We start from the raw sequence: 19,714 nt of genomic DNA on the forward strand, positions 1-19,714 counted from the left end.
TTGCGATGCACCGCATCTGACGCCGCGCGCTGATCCACCAGGGATTACGGGACAACCCTTACCCTGGCCGAATTTCAGAGATCCTCATCAGCTCGCGGGTTGGCGGCTTCGTGTCGCGACAGGACCGTCGGATCAGCCGATCAGGGTGTCCTTCAGCCATGGTGCGATCACGGCCATCGCCTCGCCGAAGCGCGAGATGGCGCAGTGGCCGGTGTCCGGGATCAGTTCGACCCGGGTGTCCCGGCGGCCCTCGAACACTAGGGTGTCGTCCAGTGGGACGTGGACGTCCTCGGTGCCGTTGACCACAAGCATCGGCCCATTGGCGTTCTGGTCCAGCAGTGGGCGCAGGTCGAAGGCCGCGAATGCCTCCTCGCGCTCGGCCGTGCTCGGCATGGCGTCGAAGCCCAGGGCGTTGCCGACGATGCCGTCCATGCCGAAGGCGAAGCCGCGGCCCGGAGCGAAGGAGCACTCCACCGGGCCGCCGAGCACCACGGAGGCGTCCACCGCGCCGGTCAGTCCGGTCCGGGCGGAGTAGTAACCGCCCATCGAGATGCCGAAGTGGCCGACCTTCCCGTTGCCGATCGTGCGGGCGAAGGAGACCAGTCCGGCGATCACCTCGGCCCCGCCATCCGGGGTCATCGGCAGGTGGGCGGTCTCGCCGGTGCCGACGATGTCGAACAGGAGCAGCCGTGCCGGCAGCGCGAGCGCGAGCTGCTCCCACATGCCGTGCAGGTCGGTCTTCCAGGAGTCCACCCCGCCGCTGGCCAGCACGACCGGCGCGTCGGCGGGCAGGCCGGGGGCGGCCATCAGGTGGATCGGAAGGGTGGCCTCGCCGCCGCGGTGCGCCGGGTGCCGGGCTCGGCGGTGAGGCCGTAACGCAGCAGGACGGTGATGTCGAGCTGGGCCAGCTCGTCGTCCGTGCGGTCCGGCGGGTACGGGGCGAAGTCGTTCATGGCGGGGCCTCGGGTGTCTCGTCTCATCTGACTGGTCCGCTGCGGTTCAGTTGACGGTGACGGTGTAGGTGATGCGCTCGGGGGCCTGGGAGGGAGAGGCCGCCCCCGTGGTCGGGGTGGCGGAGGGTCCGGTCGTTTCGGGGGGCAGCGTGGAGGTGTTGCCCTGGCAAGTGGTGAAGGTGCAGTGCAGCAGCGTGAACCGGGTGGTCCCCTTGCCCTTGGCCTCGAAGGTGAAGGTGAGCCGGCCGCCGGCACCGTCCACCGGCTCGTTGCCGGAGTCCGACGCGTAGTCGCGGCCACGGCTGACCAGCACCGAGCTGTCGGGCTCGGGGTCGACCAGGTACCAGTACTCGCGGGTGGAGGCGTTCTGGTCGACGGTGAGCGTGAAGCGCTCGCCCGGCTCGGCAGTGATGTTGGTGTCCTTCACCGGGCGGCTCGCGGTGCTCGTGGAGCCGCCGGTCGGCTCGTCGGTGCCCGAGCCACAGCCCGTGGCGAGAGCGAGGAGCGCGGCCACCGCGATCGCGGCACCGCCCCTGCTACCGCGGAAGATAGACGCTGTACGCATTGGGGAGATCACTGCTGGAAGCCTTACCCATGTGGCCGTTGATGAAGTCGTCCTCACTGACCCAAGTGGTCGAGCCCCAGGGGTTGTACACCTGAAGCATGTCACCCTCCTGGGCGATGATGGTCATAGCGTGGGCGCCCTCCTTGCCCGAGACGTCGACCGGCACCGGCCGCCCCTGCGCCACCGACTTCTCGACTTCGGTGAGGGCCGCCCTGCGGTCGGCGGCGCTGTCCAGGTCCTGGCGCTGGTAGTCACTGCCGGTGGCACTGCCGACGGCGGTGTGCGTCAGGTCGACCGCGTAGGAGCCGAAGTGGGCGGCGTTCTTACGGTCCCACTCCTCGGTCGTCGAAGAAGCCGTCCTTGCCGCCGAGCATCTTCTTCTGCTCCAACAGCTGGCCACGGCCCCGCTCGCAGGTGCTGATGCAGCGCGTCGGCGCCGCGACGCGGACGCAGTTGGTGTGGCAGGCGGCGCGGCGGGGGTGGCTGTCATGAGATACGAGCCGCTGTTCCCGTACCGCAGCGAACGTCGGTGAGTCCGCCAGGTCGGTTGTCGGTTGACCTGACGGACTCACCGGGCCGGCGGCAGGGGGTGCCGCTCAGTTCGTGGCGAACGCGCGGCGTACTTCCTGTGTCACCTCGTTGCCCCGGTCGTCCCAGGCGCGTACGCGCAGGGACACGTAGCCGTCGGTCCGGGAGTCGGCCGGGCGGTGGGCCCGTACGTCGTAACTCCCGTTGCCCTCGGGAGTGGTCGTCGCCGGGCTCCAGTGGGCGCCGTCATGGTAGCAGACGGAGACCTCCGTGCCCGCCACCTTCGGGCCGGTGAGGCCGTCCTGGTGGCGTGCCTTCACCCCGACCTGCCAGCCCTGGACCGGGCCGTGCACGTAACCGCTCTTCAAACCCGTTGCCCCCAATACCCCAACCCGGCCCCGCGGGTCTCCAGCGGGGCCTTCAGCTGTCTCCGCCTCGGGGAAAAGCCGGCCAGCGGACAACGGAAGTGCGGATTCCGGTCCGGCTACGGAGAAGCATTTCTCACTGCGCCGCTTCAGGAGTGCCGGGCCGTCCCGCGAAGCACCTCTCTGGCGCGGGCGAGGTTAAGAACAAGCTATAACTCCCGCCACATCCAAAAACGCCTCGGCTACCTCAGCCCCATCGAGTTCGAGGAGAAGCACTACGCCAACCAGGCAACGGCCGAACCAGTGAACCTGAAACCACATCAACCCGCTCTGAATGCTCAGGCCCTGTTCGGCTGCCATGGAGACCAGCCGGGCCTTGAGTTTGCCGGTCGGGATGCCGGAGATCAGCTGCCGGAACCGTTTCCGGCGGCCGTGCTTCTCGCGGGTCTTCTCAGTGGTGAAGTCGAGGTCCTCGATGGCGATCGCGGCGACACCGGTCTGCTTGGCCCAGTTGATCAGCCGGGTCAGTGCGTGGCGGATCTGGGCGTCGCGTTGCGTGGTGGTGCGGGTCGCCGACCGGGTTGCCGTGCTGGTCGAGGTGGTAGGCGGCGAAGTGGTCGGCGTTGGTGTCGACGCCGACCACGCCCCGGGCGCGGGCGGCCTCCAGCGGGATGGTCTGCACGACGGGGCGTTGCCAGGACGCGGTGAGGTACCAGCGGCCACGATCGGTGTCGACAGACCGCCGCCGACCGACGAGCTCCGGCAGCCGGGCAGAGCAGCGCGAGGACAGCCCAGCAGGACCTCAGTCAGTGGCCGAGCCACGACCGCCGGAACCCGCTTACCAATATCAATGTCAGTGGTGGGTGGCAGCATCCGGCGCATGACGGACACCACGGCATTCGACTGGCGGCCCTTCCTGCTCAAGTGGAGCGGGGAGTGGGCGGATTCCCTGCCGGACGGCGAGACGCGGGGCGAGGACGACGAGGCCGCGCGACGGGCGCGGTGGCTGGGGTTTCCACCCGCGTCGGAGGAGCGGATCGCAGCCATGGAGGAGCGCCTCGGCCGACGGATGCCCCCGTCGTACCGGGAGTTCCTCAAGGTCAGCGACGGTTGGCGGCATGCGGGTGGGTTCGTGTGGCTGCTGGCGGGGACCAAGGACGCGTGCTGGCACAACGACGAGTCGGGACTCGCGGACATGTTCGAGGAGTACCTGGACGAGGACGCCGGCCCCGAGGAGCGGCGGGAGGCGGACATCTGGCGGCGCGGGCTGCAGCTCGACGTCGAGTCCGACATCACCCACGTCCTCATGGATCCCGAGGACGTGGATGAGGACGGTGAGTGGGCCGTGTACACGTGGGCGAGCTGGCGGGCCGCGCCGCCCGAACGGCACGCGAACTTTGTCGAGTTCATGCGGGACATGTACCGGGAGTTCCACAGCCTGCGGGCGCATCAAAGCGATGGGGAGCCGGTGTTCGCCAACGACTCGACGCGAAAGCTGGACGGCCTGGTGGAAGAGGCCCGGCTGGAGGCGCTGCGCGGCGGCTGGGAACGGGCCGGGAAGGCGCTGGACGAGGCCAAGGAGTACGGCAGACCGCGGGCCGCCGGACTGGGCGACCAGATACGGCGCCTGCTCGGACAGACCTACCTGGTGTACTTCGACGGACTCGTGACGGACTCGCAGTACGCTCCCGAGCTGCTGCCACCGCTGGTCGCCGAGCACGCGGCGCACTCGCACCGGGACGACTCCACGCTGACGTTCCAATTGCGGGGAGCCGACGACGATCTGGTGGCACTGGCTTACGCGACGCTGGATCAGGTGCGCGATGGCACCTACCGGTACACGGCGGCCGGACTGTTCGGGGAGGCGGTCGAGCGGGCCCCATCTCCACCAGGGCCGCCTTCGTGGCACCGATCGCAGCATCCGCAGCCTTGCGTGCCATCGTCGACTTCGCGAGGAACTTCGGCTTGAAGTCCTCCACGGCAATCACGTCGTGGTCGCGGACAACCTTCTTCGCCCACTTGCGGGCCGTGTCCTGACGCTGACGGGCAACCTTCTTGTGGAGCTTCGCGACCTGCCGCTTCGCCGCCCTGTGCCCCTTCGATCCGGCCTGGCCGCGCTTCGGCTGACGGCGGGCCATCAACCGCTGGTAGTGCGCCAGACGCTGCTGCGCCTTCTTCCCGTGCTCGGCGTGCGGAAGGTCATGGTCGTCCGAAGTGGTGGTGGCGGTCTCCTTCACGCCCCAGTCGACACCGATCGCGCGGCCGGTCTCCGGCAGCGGTTCGGCCCGCGTGGGTACGACAAAGGACGCATACCAGTGGCCGAGGCTGTCGCGGTACACGCGCACACTCGAAGGGTTGACGGGCAGGTCTCGCGACCACACCACGGTCAGCACGATCCCGCCTGCCAGGTGCAAGCGGCCGTCCTTCAGACGGAAGCCGCGCTTGGTGTAGTTCAGCGACGGGTCAGCTTCACGCTTCTTCTTCCACTTGGGCATCAGTTGTCGCGGTTCGCGATGTGCTCCAGCAGCAGGGCGGCGACCGGTGCGAGAACGGGGGAGGCTGGTTCCCCGAGCCGTAACAACACCGTGTCGCCGTCGCCGATCATGTCGTCGACGCTGAGGCGATGCGCGTCACGGGCTGAGCGCCTGCTTCCTCGGCCGGTACGCCTTCACCAATCCGCCGGCGCCGGGTCTGCGCCAACTGCGCGACCCACACGCCGACGACGAGTCGGACGATGGCAAGGACGGGTAACCGCACGTTCCCACTGCGGGAGCACCCCATGGACTGTGCCTTCAGCGGGTTGAGTGCGCTATTGCCCCACCCGGCCGTCGATGCATTCGCGCAGGAGGTCGGCGTGGCCGCAGTGGCGGGCATACTCCTCGATCCGGTGAACCCACAGCTCCCGGACAGTGCTGCCGTCGTGCCCCACCAGCGCACCCAGATCCGGATACTCGGCCAACGCCGCATCGGCTGCCGTCTGTTCGCGGGCGAGATCGGTGAATGCGCCCTCGATCAGCTCCTGCTCCGCAACAGCTCCCTCGAAGTCGCCGTCACCCTCTCCGTACAGCTTCGGTGCCGGGTCTCCTGGCAGAATCCAGTTGCGCCAGTCCCGCTCCACCTCGGCAAGATGGCGGACCAGCCCCAGCAAGGACATGGTCGACGGCGGCACCGACCGGCGCGCCAGTTGCGCCGGGTTCAACCCCTCGCACTTCATCCGCAGGGTCAGTCGATAGCTCGTCAGGAAGTCCTGCAGCGTCGCCAACTCACCGTCCGGGCTGACTTCTTCACTGTTGCGGGGGTCCTCGTCGGGGTCCGCCCACATGTCTGGGTAGACGCTGGCCTGGCTCCACCGCTCGGGTATGTCGCTCACCGTGCGCATTGTTCTGAGCAGCGGTCCGACAGGCAAGTGATTATTCAGGCGTGCCAGGCGACGCCGGCGCCCGGTTCAACCACCGGCGGGCAGCGGGGTCGCACCGAGCCACGTGCCGAGCGACCGCGTCGACGCCGGGAGTACGTCTCCACGTCGGCCGGGCATCCATCCAGCTGTCCGAGCCCGTCGCCGCACTGGCCCGCACGGTTGCTGCGAACCGCAAGGGCCACGCGACCATCGGAGCCCTGGCCCCATCCCCCTGGCTCTTCCCCGGCGGTCAGCCCGGCCGCCCGATCAGCACCACGCAGCTGACCCACCGGCTGAACCAGCTCGGGATCCGCCCCAACCAGGCCCGCAGCACTGCGATCTTCCAGCTCGCCACCGAGATCCCCGCCGCGATCCTCGCCCGCACCCTGGGCATCCACACCGACGTCGCCGTCGCCTGGCAACGGCTCTCCCCCGGCGACTGGGGGAACTACGCCGCCGAAGTCAGCCGACGCACCACGAGCTCCTGACTGAAGGGTGTCACCTCTGGCATCCTCCGCCCCATGCCGAACGACACCACCCTCCGCCTTGTCCAGATAGCCAACCCGCACGACGTCGCTCCTGAACTCCGGCAAGAGTTGATCGGCTGCTGGATCGCGGTCACCAACGCCGGCGGCGCCGCAGGATTCCCGTTCCCTCCGGTCAGCCAGGACGACGTCGCGCCCATCGCGGACAAGCTCCTCGGCCGCCTCGACCCGCAGCAGAGCCGACTCCTCATCGCCCAGGTCGACGGCGTCCTTGCCGGATGGGTCATCCTCAACCGTGATCCCTACCGACTGGTCGGACACTGGGGCACCGTCCACCACCTCCAGACCCACCCCGCCTTCCGCGGCCGCGGCATCGGATCTGCTCTCGTCAACGGGCTCCGGAAGATCGGCCGCGACGAGCTGGACCTTGAACAGCTGCATCTGGCAGCCCGGAGCGGCGAGGGCCTGGAGGACTTCTACGGACGGCTCGGATGGCGCGAGATCGGTCGCTGGCCCGGAGCCCTGCGGCTCGCACCCGACGACACCCGCGACGAGGTCCTCATGGTCCTCACCCCACTCTGACCACAGGGGCATTGCCGGGTAGGAGCGGCGGGGCACCCCGCCGGTCCCGCCATCGAGCAGACGTCGGCGTTGAGCGGGTCGGGCCGTAGCAGCGGGCAGCAGGTGCCCCGTTCACCGAACGAACGGTGGGGATTGGGCAGTTCAGGGGGCAGACGCTGCCTTCGGTCGCTACGGTCACCGGTCGGGATGGACGATGCTCCCGAGCGGGATCTTGCGATGTCGGTGGTTCCTCGGTGGGGCCGGCTGGTGGAGACCGGCGGGTGGACGGCAGACAGAGTCGGAGCAGGCCACGGATCGGCCGTCCCGGGCCGCGGCCTTCCCTCCACATGTCCCGGGAAGCACTGGATCATCAGAAGCAATGGCTGATCCACGCGGCGCGGCAACCTGGCAGCGAATTCCCGGTCAGCGAAACCGGGGATTCTCGTGACCATCTCTCCGAGCGGGCTGTGACGGAGCCGAGTAAGCAGTCCGACCACCTGGCGCCGGACTGTCTCACTCGGCCCAGGCGGGCGGGCCGTTCACGGGGAACCGTGCTCGCGCTCGTGCGATCAGGGCGGCGGGGTCAGGGCGCGCCTGCAGCGCGTTCAGGACCAGGAGCCACCACTGGTCCAGCCGTGAGCCGAGTTCCTGATCCCTCGCCACCTCGTCGGTGAGGCTGTACAGACCGAAGAGCGCGCACACAAGTGTCGTGGCAGTGCCCGACGGCTCGATCCCCTTGGCGAGTTCGCCATTGGACCGGGCCTCGGCCAGAAGCCGCGTGACGGCCGCGGTCCAGGCGGCGAACGGCGCGGGCACGGTCGCGTCGATGCCCCGGCGCTCAACCCACAGGCGGGCGCCGGCACGGGCTACGACGTCCTCGCGCAGGACTCTGGCGATTTCGAAGCTCAGAGCAACGAGCTTCTCAAGTGGCGGGACGTCCGGGGCCGTGTAGTGCTGAGCCAATTGCGGCCATGCGGCGAACTGTTCACGGACGACGGCGAGGGCAAGCTTTTCCTTACTGGAGTAGTGAAAGTAGATGGCTCCACTGGTCTTCCCGGAGCGGCCACTTATGTCATTGATGCTGGTGCCTGCGTATCCCCGTTCGACAAAAAGTTGTGCTGCGGCTTCCAGCAGGGATCTCCGGGTCGCTCGCGCCCTGTCTTGCACGTATGTTCCACCTTCGTTCATTCATGCAATGAGTTCGGCGCAGGTAGGTGGTGCGCCCGCGCATTGGCGGCACTGCACCGCTGGCCGCTGAGCTTTTATTATTCTTCGACCGTGCGTGCATGTGGGTGACATCGGTGAAATTTACGACCTCATCCGGATGGTTCCGCGAACGGAACTGCCCCCATGCGGCCACTACGGCACGAGTTGTAGCAACTGACCTTCTCAGCAAAGCCGTTGACCAGTCTCGCGGCGCTCCAAGTGCGCCATCCGGCCGCCCCGCCCCTCGCGTCTAGCCTGCGACTGGCCTGCGCGTCAAACACTCGAAGTAGTGATTGCGTCTCTCTTCGCACAAAATTAACGTAGTGACCACGATGTTTTCGGGCTCGACCCATGAGACGGACGATGTCCGGAGCGATGGGGCCCACGCAGGCGAATCAACCACCTTCGCGCGCGGTCAAGAAAGACCTGGCATCCCAGTCTCAACAGTCGAGCGCATCTCCCCCGCAGTCCGGCGTCTCACGAACCGGTCGACAGAGCGGGGTCGGCACACTCTCCGAGAACGGCAGAGAAATGACAGCTCATCGCATCCTTGACTGGTCCCCGGCCGCTATCGTCTTCGATTGCGACGGAACCCTGATGGACACCGAACGCCACTGGCAGGACGCACGCAACAGTGTTTTCAGAGAGTTCGGCCTCAAGCCCCCGGCCGGATTCGCCGAGCGATCCAAGGGGGTGCATTACACCGAGTGCGGAAGCCTCATGGCCAAGGAGACCGGAAAGCCTGACCTCACCGCCGATATGACCCATTCGCTTCTCCGACACTTCACGGCGTTGGTCGCCGCAGACCCCGTCACCATGCCGGGCGCGGCAGCGCTGGTCCGTCTGGCCGCCCGTCATCTGCCACTCGCGGTTGCCAGCAACTGCCCCCTGGACATGGTGGAGTCCAGCCTGGACCGGGCCGGACTGCTGGGCCACTTCGGCCACATCGTCGTCGCGGGCGACACATTGCGGCCCAAGCCCCATCCGGACGTCTACGCCGCCGCGGCGGATCTCTGCGGCGTGCGGCCTCAGGACGCACTGGCGGTGGAGGACTCCGTCACCGGTATCGACTCGGCGCGAAGCGCCGGCCTGCGCGTGCTGGGGGCCGGCCCCCGCCCTGCCGGACGGGGTGCGGACCGGGTCGATTTATGGGTCCGCACCCTCAGTGACCCGGAGCTGGTGGCCTGGGCCAACACCCGGATCGCCAAGGCAGAGCCACCCTACGAATGAGGTGCCGGGCACCTCGTCGAGATCCGCGCGCACGCTCTCCACCTAGCACTATCGGTCCGCACGTGCGTGGATGCGCCGGTACGAACACTGGTCGACCCGACCCTCGCGCCGGGACCCCGGTAGCCCTTCGCCACCGGCGCCATCCGCGATCCAGACGTACACATACGGCTGCTGAGGTTCCGTCACACCGAGGACCTCGCCGACGCCATGCATGCCGGACGGGCATGGTCGCCGCGCCTGACGAGAGGGAGTTGTCCCGAGGCGGCGTGCACACCTTCTCTCCGGCCCGCAGGCCCGAGCAGTCCTCACGGCAGTGATTTCGGGTCGGGCGAGCGGGGCGAAGCCTTTCGTCTCGCTCGACCTGAAAGTGCATGAGCCGTAGCCACTGTCCGCTACGTCGAACGCGTCCGGCGTCGGCGCGGTTGCCGCCGTGGCCGCCTGATCCGCAGACACACACGACGGCAGCGCAGGTGAAGAGCGGTGGCTGCCGCCTGGCCATCAGCGGCCGGCTTGGGCCATCGACTCCGTGCCGGTCTCACTATGCAGTCAAATTTGACATTAGCTCGCCTTATGGAAGATAAAGAAGGTCCTTTGGGTTGAAGTTCACGCAGCGTGACATTCGAGGCGTGGCTGCCGACGAACGTCTACGTGAATGAGTAATGCCGTGTCTCACGCCGCCGCAGTCCCTGACCAGCCGACCGACCCCGCCGGGGACTGGGAGGCATGGCGCGCCGAGCGGCGGCGCTCCGTCGCCTCGGCCGCCGGGAATCTCGCCCTCGTCGAGACCCGCTGGGCCCCGGCCGGTGAGCGCCCCGCCCTCGATGCGGCCCGTGCCGGACAGCCGGATTCTGTGACCGTCACCACAGTCGAGCGCACCGACTTCGTCACCGGTGAGCCCGAGTACGGTCTCCGCTTCTGGGACGCGCAGTCCTCCGCGATCCAGAACTTCGATCGCACCGATGTCTTCCCGTACGACCCGGCCTGGGTACTGGAGGCCTCGTACACCCCGGTGCCAGGTGCCAGACGGGTCGGATTCGAGCACATCCGGGACAACGGCGGCACCCGTGACCTCGCCGTGCCGGGAGACATCGAGCTCACCCTGGACGGCCGGGACTACACACTGAGCGCCTTCGACGACAACGGCACCCTGCTACTCGTGTTCGGTGACCCCACCAACGGCGACATCACCTACGGTGCCGGGCGTTTTCTCTTCGTCACCCGCACCGGCGAGGGCCGCGTCCTCCTCGACTTCAACCGTGCCTTCGTGCCGCCCTGCGGATTCTCCGACCAGTACAACTGTCCGATGCCGCCGCGGCAGAACCGTTTCCACCAGCCCGTCGAGGCCGGAGAGAAGCTCCCCGTCTTCCGCGACGGCTTCCCCGCGCAGCACTGATCAATCCTGCACTTCCCAGCCTCGCAGCACGAAAGCGCGTACACCTCATGAGCATCAAGAAGACCTCCCTGTACGGCGGAGCCACCGCCACCGCCACCGCCCTCGCCCTGACCCTCACAGCCTGCGGCGGGGGCTCCAACACGGGCGGAGCCGCCGCAGGGGCGCACGACAAGAACGCCACGGTCAACATCGGTTCGCTCTACGAGCCGCAGAATCTCGACAACACCGCGGGCGGCGGCCAGGGCGTCACCGAGGCGCTCAACGGCAATGTGTACGAAGGGCTGTTCAGGCTCACCGACGACGGCAAGGTCGAGAATCTGCTCGCCCAGGAGTACAAGGTCAGCGGCGACGGACTCACGTACACCTTCACCCTGCGCGACGGTGTGAAGTTCCACAGTGGCAAGAAGCTCACCAGCCAGGATGTCAAGTACAGCCTCGAGAAAGTGATCGCGAAGGACTCGCAGTCCGCGCGCAAGAGCAATCTCGAGGTCATCAAATCCGTCGAGACGCCCGATGCGCGCACGGTGGAGGTCCGGCTGTCGAAGAAGTCGATCTCCTTCGTCTACAACCTCTCCTACGTGTGGATCATCAACTCCGACGCGAAGAGCCTCAAGACGAGCGAGGACGGCACCGGACCGTACAGGCTGAACAAGTGGACCCGCGGCTCCGCTCTCAGCCTCGACCGGTTCGCCGGCTACTGGGGCGATGCGGCCGCCAGCAAGCAGGTCGTCTTCCACTACTACAAGGACGCCACGGCGCTGAACAACGCGCTGCTGACCAATGCAGTGGACGTCGTCACGAGCGAGCAGTCGCCCGACGCCCTCGACCAGTTCAAGAGCAACCAGAACTACAAGGTCAACGACGGCAACTCGACGACCAAGCTGCTGCTCGCCTTCAACGACAAGGCCAAGCCCTTCACGGACGTCAAGGTCCGCCAGGCCGTCTCCGCCGCCATCGACGACAAGAAGCTGCTGGAGTCGGTCTGGGGCGGCTACGGCAGACCGATCGGCTCCATGGTTCCGCCCACCGACCCGTGGTACGAGGATCTCACCGACGTCAACGCGTACGACACCGCGCGCGCCAAGAAGCTGCTCGCCGAGGCCGGCTACAAGAACGGCTTCGACTTCACCCTCGACACCCCGAACTACGACCCGCACCCGACCGCCGCGACCTTCATCAAGTCGCAGCTCGCCAAGGTCGGCATCACCGTCAAGATCAACACGATCACCCCGGACGAGTGGTACACGAAGGTCTACAAGAACCACGACTTCACGGCCACACTCCAGGAACACGTCAACGACCGCGACCTGGTCTGGTACGGCAACCCCGACTTCTACTGGGGCTACGACAACAAGCAGGTCACCCAGTGGGTCGAGGAGGCCGAGCAGGCGTCCAGCACCGCTGAGCAGACCGAACTCCTGAAGAAGGTCAACCGCAAGACCGCCGAGGACGCTGCCAGCGACTGGCTGTACCTGTACCCGCAGATCGTCGTGGCCAACAGCAAGCTGTCCGGCTACCCGGTCAATGGTCTCAACTCCCAGTTCTTCGCCTACGACATCAAGAAGGGCTGATGGCCCGGTACCTCCTGCGCCGTCTCGCCTTTCTGCTGGTTTCGCTGGCGCTCGCGAGCGTGGTCCTGTTCGTGCTGCTGCGGATGCTGCCGGGCGACCCCGCCAACGCGCTGACCTCGGTGGGCGCCGACCCCGAGCAGATCGCGGCGGCGCGGCACTCCATCGGCTCCGACAAGCCGCTGCCCGAGCAGTTCATCCACTGGATCGGGCAGTTGGCGAGCGGTGACCTCGGTACATCGTTCGTCAGCTCGCTGCCGGTCGGCCCCGAGATCGACTCCCGGCTGAACGTCACCATCCCGCTCACGCTGGCCGCGTTCGTCCTGGCGGTGCTCATCGCCGTTCCGGTCGGCTTCGTGGCCGCACACCGACGCCGGACCTGGTACGGCGCGCTGCTCAACGGAGTGTCCCAACTGGGCATCGCCGTCCCAGTGTTCTGGCTCGGCATGATCCTCATAGCCGTCTTCGCCCTGAACGCCGGCTGGCTTCCCGCGGGCGGCTTCCCGCAGGACGGCTGGTCACAGCCGGCCGAGGCGATCCGCTCACTCGCCCTGCCCGTCATCACCATCGCACTCGTGATGAGCGCCTCGCTGATCCGCTACGTCAGGTCGGCCGCACTCGACGTACTGGGAAGCGACTATCTGCGCACCGCGCGAGCCATGGGCTCGTCGTTCGGACAGGCCATGTGGCGGCACGGGCTTCGCAACGCCTCCGTACCGGTGATCTCGATCCTCGGCATCGAGCTGGCGTCCACGCTGCTGGGCGCTGTGGTCGTGGAGTCCGTTTATGCGCTCCCGGGCCTCGGCTCCCTGCTCGCGACCGGCATCGCGCAGCACGACTACCCGGTGATCCAGGGCGTGCTGTTCGTCTCCACGCTCGCAGTGCTGATCATCGGCTTCGCGGCCGACTTCGCACAGCGGATCATCGATCCGCGGCTGCGCGGCAGGCTCTCGGGAGGTGCCCGATGAAGCAGTCGACGAGGCGCTCGTACACATTGACCATCGGATGCGTCCTGGCCGGCCTGATCGCCGTGCTCGCGCTGGTCTCGCTCTTCTGGCTCCCGTACGCCGCCGACGACACGTCCGGCGGACGTCTCACGGGCCCCGGTGCGGGCCATCTCCTCGGCACGGACAAACTCGGCCGCGATCTGTTCACCCAGCTGATGACCGGCTCCCGTATCGCCTTCGAAGCGGGCCTGGGATCGGTTCTCATCGCGGCCGCCCTCGGTGGCACGCTGGGCGTGCTGGCCGCGTACGCGCAGGGCTGGCTGGACGACACGCTCTCCGCTTTCCTCGACATCCTGATCGCCTTCCCGACGCTGCTGCTGGCGATGCTCATCGTCGCCGCCCGCTCGGCCACGCTGGGGTCCGCCGTGCTGGCGATCGGCCTCGCGCAGAGCGCGGTCGTGGCACGGCTGGTGCGGATCCTGGTCAAGCGGGTCCTGGCACAGGACTACATCACGGCCGCGCGCACATCGGGCACGTCGTGGCCGCGGATCGTGGCCGGGCACGTACTGCCCAACATCTGGCCGACGCTCGTGGTGAACCTGGCCCTCCAGTTCGGGCTCGCGGTGCTGGCCGAGGCCGGCCTGTCCTACCTGGGTCTGGGGGCGCCGCCGCCCAACGCCTCGTGGGGCCACATGCTCCAGGAGGCGCAGGCCACCTTCACCACGGCCCCGGCAGGCGCGCTGGCCCCCGGCATCCTTCTCGTCCTGCTCGTCATCGGCGTGAACCTCGTCGCCGACGGACTGCGCGACACCCTCGACCCTGCGGCCCGGCGGAGGCGCGCATGAACATCCTCGACGTACGCGACCTCACGATCCGTACGGCCGGCGGGCGCATCCTCGTCGACGGCCTCTCGCTGACCATGGCCCCCGGCGAACGCCTGGGCCTCATCGGAGAGTCGGGCTCCGGGAAATCGCTGACCACCCTCGCCGTACTCGGCCTACTGCCCGACGGCATGACGGCCACCGGCAGCGCCGAGCTCGCCGGCACCCAGATCGTGGGCGCGAGCGAGAAACAGCTCACGGGTGTACGGGGCCAGGACGCCGCCATCGTCTTCCAGGAGCCACTCACCGCACTCGATCCGCTGATGCGCGTCGGCAGGCAGATCGCCGAACCGCTGCGCAGAAGGCGAGGGCTGAAGGGCGCCGAACTGAAGCACGCTGTCGCAGCAGCACTGGAGCAAGTGCGGCTGCCCGAGCCCGACCGCATCGCCCGCGCCTTCCCGCACGAGATCTCCGGCGGCCAGCGCCAGCGCATCGCACTCGCCATGGCACTGGCCTGCGACCCGAAGCTGCTCATCGCGGACGAGCCAACCACCGCCCTCGACGTCACCGTGCAGTCCGACATGCTCGACCTGCTCGACACCCTCGTACGGGAACGGGACATGGCCGTCCTCTTTGTCAGCCACGACCTCGCGGTCGTCTCGAAGGTCACCGATCGCGTCCTTGTCATGAAGGACGGTCGCGCCGTCGAGGAGGGCGACGTTCGCGAGATCGTGCGGACCCCGCGTCAGGAGTACACCAAGGCGCTGGTGGCAAGCGCGCGGCAGCTGGAATCAGCTCTGGACCTGAGGAGCGCGCGATGACGCACGTACTGGAGCTGAACGAAGCCTCCTTCAGCTACCGAGGACACACCGCGCCCGTCATCGACGGCATATCCCTCACCGTCGAGACCGGGCAAAGCCTCGCTCTCGTCGGCGAATCGGGGGCGGGCAAGACGACTCTGCTGCGGCTGCTGCTCGGGCTCGCCCGGGCAACCTCCGGCACCGTCCGGTTCGACGGCGAGGAGCTGAAACCGCGCGACAGCGAGCAGATGCGGCGTTTCAGGCGCAGTGTGCAGTGCGTCTTCCAGGACCCGTACTCGTCGCTGGACCCGCGTCAGCGCGTCGGCAGCATCGTGTCCGAACCACTGCGTTCTCTCGGTATCGACAGCCGGGTCACCGCCGTGCCCAAGGTGGCCCACGCCCTGGAGCGGGTCGGTCTCCCGGCCGACGCGGCGATGCGCTATCCACACGAATTCTCGGGCGGCCAGCGCCAGCGCATCGCGATTGCCCGCGCGACCGTGTGCGACCCGCGAGTGCTGCTCGCCGACGAGCCCGTAAGCGCACTCGACGTCACCACTCGCGTCAAGGTCGTCGACCTGCTCAACGAGTTGAAGCAGGAGCAGGGCCTGACTCTCGTCATGGTCTCCCACGACTTGTCGGTGGTCGCCTCGCTGTGCGAACGCACCGCCGTCCTGGAGAGCGGCCACATTGTTGAACAGGGCGAGACCGCACAGGTGCTGGGCGCTCCCGCGCACCCGTACACGCGTCGCCTCGTCGAAAGCGTGCCGCGACTGCCCGCTTGAGCGGTGGGCGCGCGCCTACGGCGACTCGATGACTTCGATGTCCGGTCCGTACCGGGCGGGCGGCATCGAGCGGCGGTCGGCGAGTCGGCCACCAGCCGCCGGCTCACCCACGCATGGCCGTCGATGTGTACGGGAACACCTCCCGGCCGCATCGCTGACGTTCCTCAAGCAGCACGGTCGGGACCGGGCGGCTCCCTCCCTGGGGTGCCGTCCGGTCCCTGTCCTGCCGGGTGGTCAGGTCGTGTCGGGGTCGACCACGGCCCGGCCCTTGGCGCGCTTGCCCACGACGGCTGCCGCCGCGACCGCGCTGCCCGCGAAGGCAAGGGCGACCATCCATGGCTGGTTGAAGACGTGCCGGGTGGCGTGGTCGAGGGAGTACCGGCCGGGTCCGGTCAAGCCGATCACACCAGCGGTGAAGCCGAGGAAGGCCGGGTACTCGTAGCCGCCGCCCTGTGCGAAGAATCCGGCGGGAGCGTGGACAGCCACGGCGCCGGCCATCGCACCGATAGCGGCCGCCCCGGCCGCCGGAGTGGCGAGGCCGAGGGCCAGCAGTGCGCCGCCGCCCGCCTCGCCGAGCCCAGCGGCGACCGCGCTGTGCTTCGGCGGGTGGAAGCCCATGGCCTCCATCGCGGCGGTGGTTCCTTCGATGCCTCCGCCGCCGAACCAGCCGGCCAGCTTCTGGGTGCCGTGCGCGGCCAGTACCGCGCCGGTACCGACGCGCAGGACGAGCAGGCCGAGGTCACGCCGGTCGAGGCAGGCCATGAGAGTCTCCGCAAGGTCCGGGGGGTCAGTGGGCTTCGACGCGCCACCCGCGCCGAGGCGGACAGGCGCCACGGTTCCACTTTCCGTGACCCGGGCCGCCGACGTGTCCTGGTGTTACGCCGTCCGAGGGACGACCGCACTCGCGGCTCTGCGACGTACGCCATTGTGCAACTTGTTGCACAATGGCGTTTCGGTGGTCTACAACTGGCGCAACGACACTGCGCGAGGAGCCGCTTCATGAGCCCGTACCCGAATCTGCTGAGCCCGCTCGACCTCGGGTTCACCACCCTCCCCAACCGGGTGCTGATGGGGTCGATGCATATCGGTCTGGAGGAGGTCGAGCGCGGCTTCGAGCGGATGGCCGCCTTCTACGCGGAACGCGCCCGGGGCGGCGTCGGCCTGATCGTCACCGGTGGCATCGCTCCGAACGCCCGTGCCTGCTCACTCCCCGGCGGCGCCAAGATGACCACCGAGGCGGAGGCCGAGCAGCATGCGCGGGTCACCGCCGCCGTGCATGGGGCGGGCGGCCGGATCGCCATGCAGATCCTGCATTTCGGCCGGTACGCACACCATCCGGACCTGGTTGCGCCGAGCGCGATCCAGGCGCCGATCAGCGCGTTCACTCCGCACGCCCTTGACGACGACGAGGTCGAGGAGACCATCGAGGACTTCGCCAGGGCCGCCGAGCTCGCGCAGCGTGCCGGGTACGACGGTGTCGAGATCATGGGCTCCGAGGGCTATCTGATCAACGAGTTCATCGCCGCCGCCACCAATCACCGCACCGATCGCTGGGGCGGCTCGTACGAGAACCGCATCCGGTTCCCCCTCGAGATCGTGCGCCGGGTCCGCGAACGGGTCGGCAGCGATTTCATCCTGATCTACCGGCTCTCGATGCTGGATCTGGTGCCCGGCGGTTCCTCGCTGGAGGAGGTGGTGCAGCTCGCCCGCGAGATCGAGGCCGCCGGCGCGACGATCATCAACACGGGAATCGGCTGGCACGAGGCCCGTATCCCCACCATCGCCACCTCGGTGCCACGCGGTGCCTACACCTGGGTCACCGAAAAGGTGCGCGGCGCCGTCTCCGTACCGCTGGTGACGAGCAACCGCATCAACACCCCCGAGGTCGCCGAGGAGATCCTCGCCTCGGGGCGGGCGGACATGGTGTCGATGGCCCGGCCGTTTCTCGCCGACCCGGACTTCGTCGTCAAGGCGTCCGAGGGCCGCGCCGACGCGATCAACACCTGCATCGGCTGCAACCAGGCCTGCCTGGACCACATCTTCAGTGGCCAGGTCACCTCCTGCCTGGTCAATCCGCGGGCCTGCCACGAGACCGAGCTCCCTTTGTCGCCGACCCGCACCGTCAAGCGGGTGGCGGTCGTCGGCGCCGGGCCCGCCGGTCTCGCGTGCGCCGTAGCGGCGTCCGAGCGCGGTCACGAGGTGACGCTCTTCGACGCCGCCGAGGAGATCGGCGGCCAGCTGAATGTGGCGCGCAGGGTTCCCGGCAAGGAGGAGTTCAACGAGACGCTGCGCTACTTCCGTACCCGGCTCGCGCAGGAGAAGGTCGAGCTGCGGCTCGGTACACGTGCCACGGCCGATATGCTCGAAGGCTTCGACGAGGTCGTCCTCGCCACCGGTGTCACGCCCCGCTCCCCCGCGATACCGGGCCTGGACCACCCCAGCGTGGTCAGCTACCTCGATGTACTGCGTGACGGCGCGCAGGTCGGCGACCGGGTCGCCATCATCGGGGCGGGCGGTATCGGCTTCGACGTCGCCGAGTTCCTGACGGACTCGGGCGATGCGGCAAGCCTCGACCCCGAGGTGTTCTTCCGGCAGTGGGGCGTCGACACCGACTACCGCGACCGGGGCGGGCTCCGCGCCCCGGAGCGTCCGAAGACGCCGCGCACCGTCCATCTGATCCAGCGCAAGACCAGCAAGGTCGGTGCGGGACTGGGCAGGACGACCGGGTGGATCCACCGAACCGAGCTGCGGCACCGCGGCGTCACGATGATCGCGGGCGCCGCCTACGACCGGATCGACGACGACGGACTGCACCTCACGGTCGACGGCGAACAGCACCTTCTGCCGGTCGACACGGTGGTGCTCTGCGCGGGCCAGGAGCCGCGCCGCGAGCTGTTCGAGCAGCTGCTGGCGGCCGGCCGCCCGGCGCATCTGATCGGCGGCGCCGATGTGGCCGCCGAACTGGATGCCAAGCGCGCGATCCGCCAGGGCACGGAGCTCGCGGCTTCGCTGTAACGGATCCGGAAGCCCCCGGCCCGGGCGCTTCCGACCGGCCCGGCACCTCCGTCATGGGGCCACTGCCCGGCCGTCCTTAGGATGCACCCCATGTCACTCCCGCATGCGATCCTCACCGCCCTGCTCGAAAAGCCGTCGTCGGGGCTGGAGCTGACCCGCAGGTTCGACCGGTCGATCGGCTATTTCTGGTCCGCCACGCACCAGCAGATCTACCGCGAGCTGGGGAAGCTGGAGCAGGCCGGGCAGATCCGGGCGCTGCCGTCGGAGCAGCCCTCCCGTGGGCAGAAGAAGGAGTACGAGGTACTGCCCGCGGGCCGGGAGGCGCTGTCCGCATGGGTGGCCCGCTCCGAGGACCCCAAGCAGATCCGGGATCCGCTGCTGCTGCGGATGCGGGCGGCGGCGGTTGTCGGGGCGCCCGGCCTGGATGCGGAGCTGCGCCGCCATCTGGGGCTGCACCGTCGGCAGCTGGCGGAGTACCTGGAGATCGAGGAGCGGGACTTCCCGCCCGAGCGGAACTCCGACGAGGACCGGCTGCGGCATCTGGTTCTGCGTGGCGGCATCGATCTGGAGAACTTCTGGATCGGCTGGCTGACGCGGGCACTGGCCCAGGACGAGGAGGCGAGTGCGTAGGTGGGTTGTTTCAGCACCTGATAGTTCGGCGGGCAGATGTCACGTCTTCGCGACATGCCCCCGGCGGGCGGCGGGCATCGCTTCCGGTCGGTCTTGTTACGGTCCGCCCACCGGGGTCCGGCCCAGTTCCGGTCGTAGCGTCGGCCGGCCCATCGGCCCTCGGCTCCCGATCACGACCACCAACGGCCTGCTTCGGCAATACTTCCCCACCTTAGACCGACCGGCAAATGGGGGGTGGGCAAGGAGCGGGGCTGGGTGCGTGCAGCTGCAAGGCGGAGGAGGGAGGCAACGCGGAGCGTTGGTGATTGACGACAACGCCGCAGATGTGCGTGCCCAGCCCCGCGACGCCGCCTCCCATTTGCCGGTCGGTCTTAGAGCCTGTCGGGTGGCCGGTTGGTTACGCTGCGATGAGGTCCTCGACGGTGCGGGCTCGTGCGGTCTTGCGGTGGGATTCATGGCTCCACCGCA

General features: G+C 68.4%; 19 protein-coding genes and 3 pseudogenes. 12 read left to right on the top strand and 10 right to left on the bottom strand.

Features of this window, described 5'->3' with window-relative positions; genetic code table 11:
• Positions 1–132: 132 nt before the first annotated feature.
• The 6 genes and pseudogenes from ABTZ94_RS15570 to ABTZ94_RS15595 form a co-directional block, all read right to left on the bottom strand.
• A complete protein-coding gene (locus tag ABTZ94_RS15570) occupies positions 133–807 on the bottom strand; it encodes an alpha/beta fold hydrolase (protein ID WP_351201334.1) in 675 nt (224 codons plus the stop codon).
• Positions 807–980, bottom strand: coding sequence for a hypothetical protein (locus tag ABTZ94_RS15575; protein WP_351201336.1), 174 nt, complete (start codon positions 978–980; stop codon positions 807–809). Before ABTZ94_RS15575 ends, ABTZ94_RS15570 begins: the two co-directional genes overlap by 1 nt.
• A gap of 19 nt (positions 981–999) precedes the next feature.
• On the bottom strand, positions 1,000–1,518 hold the full coding sequence (locus ABTZ94_RS15580) for a protease inhibitor I42 family protein (protein ID WP_351201338.1): 519 nt from the start codon (positions 1,516–1,518) through the stop codon (positions 1,000–1,002).
• A complete protein-coding gene (locus ABTZ94_RS15585) occupies positions 1,490–1,918 on the bottom strand; it encodes a C39 family peptidase (protein WP_351201340.1) in 429 nt (142 codons plus the stop codon). The genes ABTZ94_RS15580 and ABTZ94_RS15585 overlap by 29 nt, the downstream gene beginning before the upstream one ends.
• A 196-nt stretch (positions 1,919–2,114) precedes the next feature.
• Positions 2,115–2,399, bottom strand: coding sequence for a hypothetical protein (locus ABTZ94_RS15590; RefSeq protein ID WP_351201341.1), 285 nt, complete (start codon positions 2,397–2,399; stop codon positions 2,115–2,117).
• 312 nt (positions 2,400–2,711) lie between these two features.
• Positions 2,712–3,165 (bottom strand): annotated as a pseudogene (locus ABTZ94_RS15595) (IS200/IS605 family accessory protein TnpB-related protein); the annotation flags it as partial.
• A gap of 126 nt (positions 3,166–3,291) precedes the next feature.
• On the opposite strand from ABTZ94_RS15595, the pseudogene ABTZ94_RS15600 reads away from it, so the two are divergent.
• Positions 3,292–4,290 (top strand): annotated as a pseudogene (locus tag ABTZ94_RS15600) (SMI1/KNR4 family protein); the annotation flags it as partial.
• Here the strand turns inward: ABTZ94_RS15600 and ABTZ94_RS15605 are convergent.
• Both ABTZ94_RS15605 and ABTZ94_RS15610 read right to left on the bottom strand, forming a co-directional pair.
• Positions 4,289–4,906, bottom strand: a pseudogene (locus tag ABTZ94_RS15605) (RNA-guided endonuclease InsQ/TnpB family protein); the annotation flags it as partial. The pseudogenes ABTZ94_RS15600 and ABTZ94_RS15605 sit on opposite strands and share 2 nt — an antisense overlap.
• Positions 4,907–5,220: 314 nt before the next feature.
• A complete protein-coding gene (locus ABTZ94_RS15610; protein WP_351201343.1) occupies positions 5,221–5,790 on the bottom strand; it encodes a DinB family protein in 570 nt (189 codons plus the stop codon).
• A 41-nt stretch (positions 5,791–5,831) separates the two neighbouring features.
• Here ABTZ94_RS15610 and ABTZ94_RS15615 point away from each other — a divergent pair, with 41 nt between their 5' ends.
• Positions 5,832–6,296 carry a hypothetical protein gene (locus ABTZ94_RS15615; RefSeq protein WP_351201345.1) on the top strand — a complete coding sequence of 155 codons (465 nt, stop codon included), beginning with the start codon at positions 5,832–5,834 and terminating at the stop codon, positions 6,294–6,296.
• Between the two features lie 33 nt (positions 6,297–6,329).
• On the top strand, positions 6,330–6,875 hold the full coding sequence (locus ABTZ94_RS15620) for a GNAT family N-acetyltransferase (protein ID WP_351201347.1): 546 nt from the start codon (positions 6,330–6,332) through the stop codon (positions 6,873–6,875).
• Between the two features lie 492 nt (positions 6,876–7,367).
• Here ABTZ94_RS15620 and ABTZ94_RS15625 read toward each other — a convergent pair whose 3' ends face one another.
• Positions 7,368–8,042 (bottom strand): ScbR family autoregulator-binding transcription factor, encoded by a 675-nt coding sequence (locus ABTZ94_RS15625; protein WP_351201349.1) that lies wholly within the window; start codon positions 8,040–8,042, stop codon positions 7,368–7,370.
• Between the two features lie 549 nt (positions 8,043–8,591).
• Between ABTZ94_RS15625 and ABTZ94_RS15630 the strand changes: the two genes are divergently transcribed.
• The 7 genes from ABTZ94_RS15630 to ABTZ94_RS15660 all read left to right on the top strand — a co-directional run bounded on the left by ABTZ94_RS15630 (position 8,592) and on the right by ABTZ94_RS15660 (position 15,601).
• A complete protein-coding gene (locus ABTZ94_RS15630) occupies positions 8,592–9,290 on the top strand; it encodes an HAD family hydrolase (RefSeq protein ID WP_351201351.1) in 699 nt (232 codons plus the stop codon).
• A gap of 652 nt (positions 9,291–9,942) precedes the next feature.
• Positions 9,943–10,683 (top strand): DUF1684 domain-containing protein, encoded by a 741-nt coding sequence (locus ABTZ94_RS15635; RefSeq protein ID WP_351201353.1) that lies wholly within the window; start codon positions 9,943–9,945, stop codon positions 10,681–10,683.
• 47 nt (positions 10,684–10,730) lie between these two features.
• Positions 10,731–12,254, top strand: a complete 1,524-nt coding sequence (locus tag ABTZ94_RS15640) for an ABC transporter substrate-binding protein (RefSeq protein ID WP_351201355.1) — start codon at positions 10,731–10,733, stop codon at positions 12,252–12,254.
• Positions 12,254–13,219, top strand: a complete 966-nt coding sequence (locus ABTZ94_RS15645; RefSeq protein ID WP_351201357.1) for an ABC transporter permease — start codon at positions 12,254–12,256, stop codon at positions 13,217–13,219. Before ABTZ94_RS15640 ends, ABTZ94_RS15645 begins: the two co-directional genes overlap by 1 nt.
• Positions 13,216–14,043, top strand: coding sequence for an ABC transporter permease (locus ABTZ94_RS15650; protein ID WP_351201359.1), 828 nt, complete (start codon positions 13,216–13,218; stop codon positions 14,041–14,043). The genes ABTZ94_RS15645 and ABTZ94_RS15650 overlap by 4 nt, the downstream gene beginning before the upstream one ends.
• On the top strand, positions 14,040–14,840 hold the full coding sequence (locus tag ABTZ94_RS15655) for an ATP-binding cassette domain-containing protein (RefSeq protein ID WP_351201361.1): 801 nt from the start codon (positions 14,040–14,042) through the stop codon (positions 14,838–14,840). The genes ABTZ94_RS15650 and ABTZ94_RS15655 overlap by 4 nt, the downstream gene beginning before the upstream one ends.
• The gene (locus ABTZ94_RS15660) at positions 14,837–15,601 is read left to right on the top strand and encodes an ABC transporter ATP-binding protein (RefSeq protein WP_351201363.1); all 765 of its coding nucleotides are present in this window, start codon (positions 14,837–14,839) and stop codon (positions 15,599–15,601) included. Before ABTZ94_RS15655 ends, ABTZ94_RS15660 begins: the two co-directional genes overlap by 4 nt.
• Before the next feature lie 234 nt (positions 15,602–15,835).
• On the opposite strand, the gene ABTZ94_RS15665 is transcribed toward ABTZ94_RS15660, so the two are convergent.
• Positions 15,836–16,363, bottom strand: coding sequence for a DoxX family protein (locus ABTZ94_RS15665; RefSeq protein WP_351201365.1), 528 nt, complete (start codon positions 16,361–16,363; stop codon positions 15,836–15,838).
• A gap of 237 nt (positions 16,364–16,600) precedes the next feature.
• Here ABTZ94_RS15665 and ABTZ94_RS15670 point away from each other — a divergent pair, with 237 nt between their 5' ends.
• Both ABTZ94_RS15670 and ABTZ94_RS15675 read left to right on the top strand, forming a co-directional pair.
• The gene (locus tag ABTZ94_RS15670; protein ID WP_351201367.1) at positions 16,601–18,616 is read left to right on the top strand and encodes an FAD-dependent oxidoreductase; all 2,016 of its coding nucleotides are present in this window, start codon (positions 16,601–16,603) and stop codon (positions 18,614–18,616) included.
• Positions 18,617–18,706: 90 nt separating this feature from the next.
• On the top strand, positions 18,707–19,246 hold the full coding sequence (locus ABTZ94_RS15675; protein WP_351201369.1) for a PadR family transcriptional regulator: 540 nt from the start codon (positions 18,707–18,709) through the stop codon (positions 19,244–19,246).
• The last annotated feature ends 468 nt before the right edge of the window (positions 19,247–19,714 follow it).

Source organism: Streptomyces sp. NPDC002785 (assembly GCF_040295565.1).
Lineage (GTDB): Bacteria > Actinomycetota > Actinomycetes > Streptomycetales > Streptomycetaceae > Streptomyces.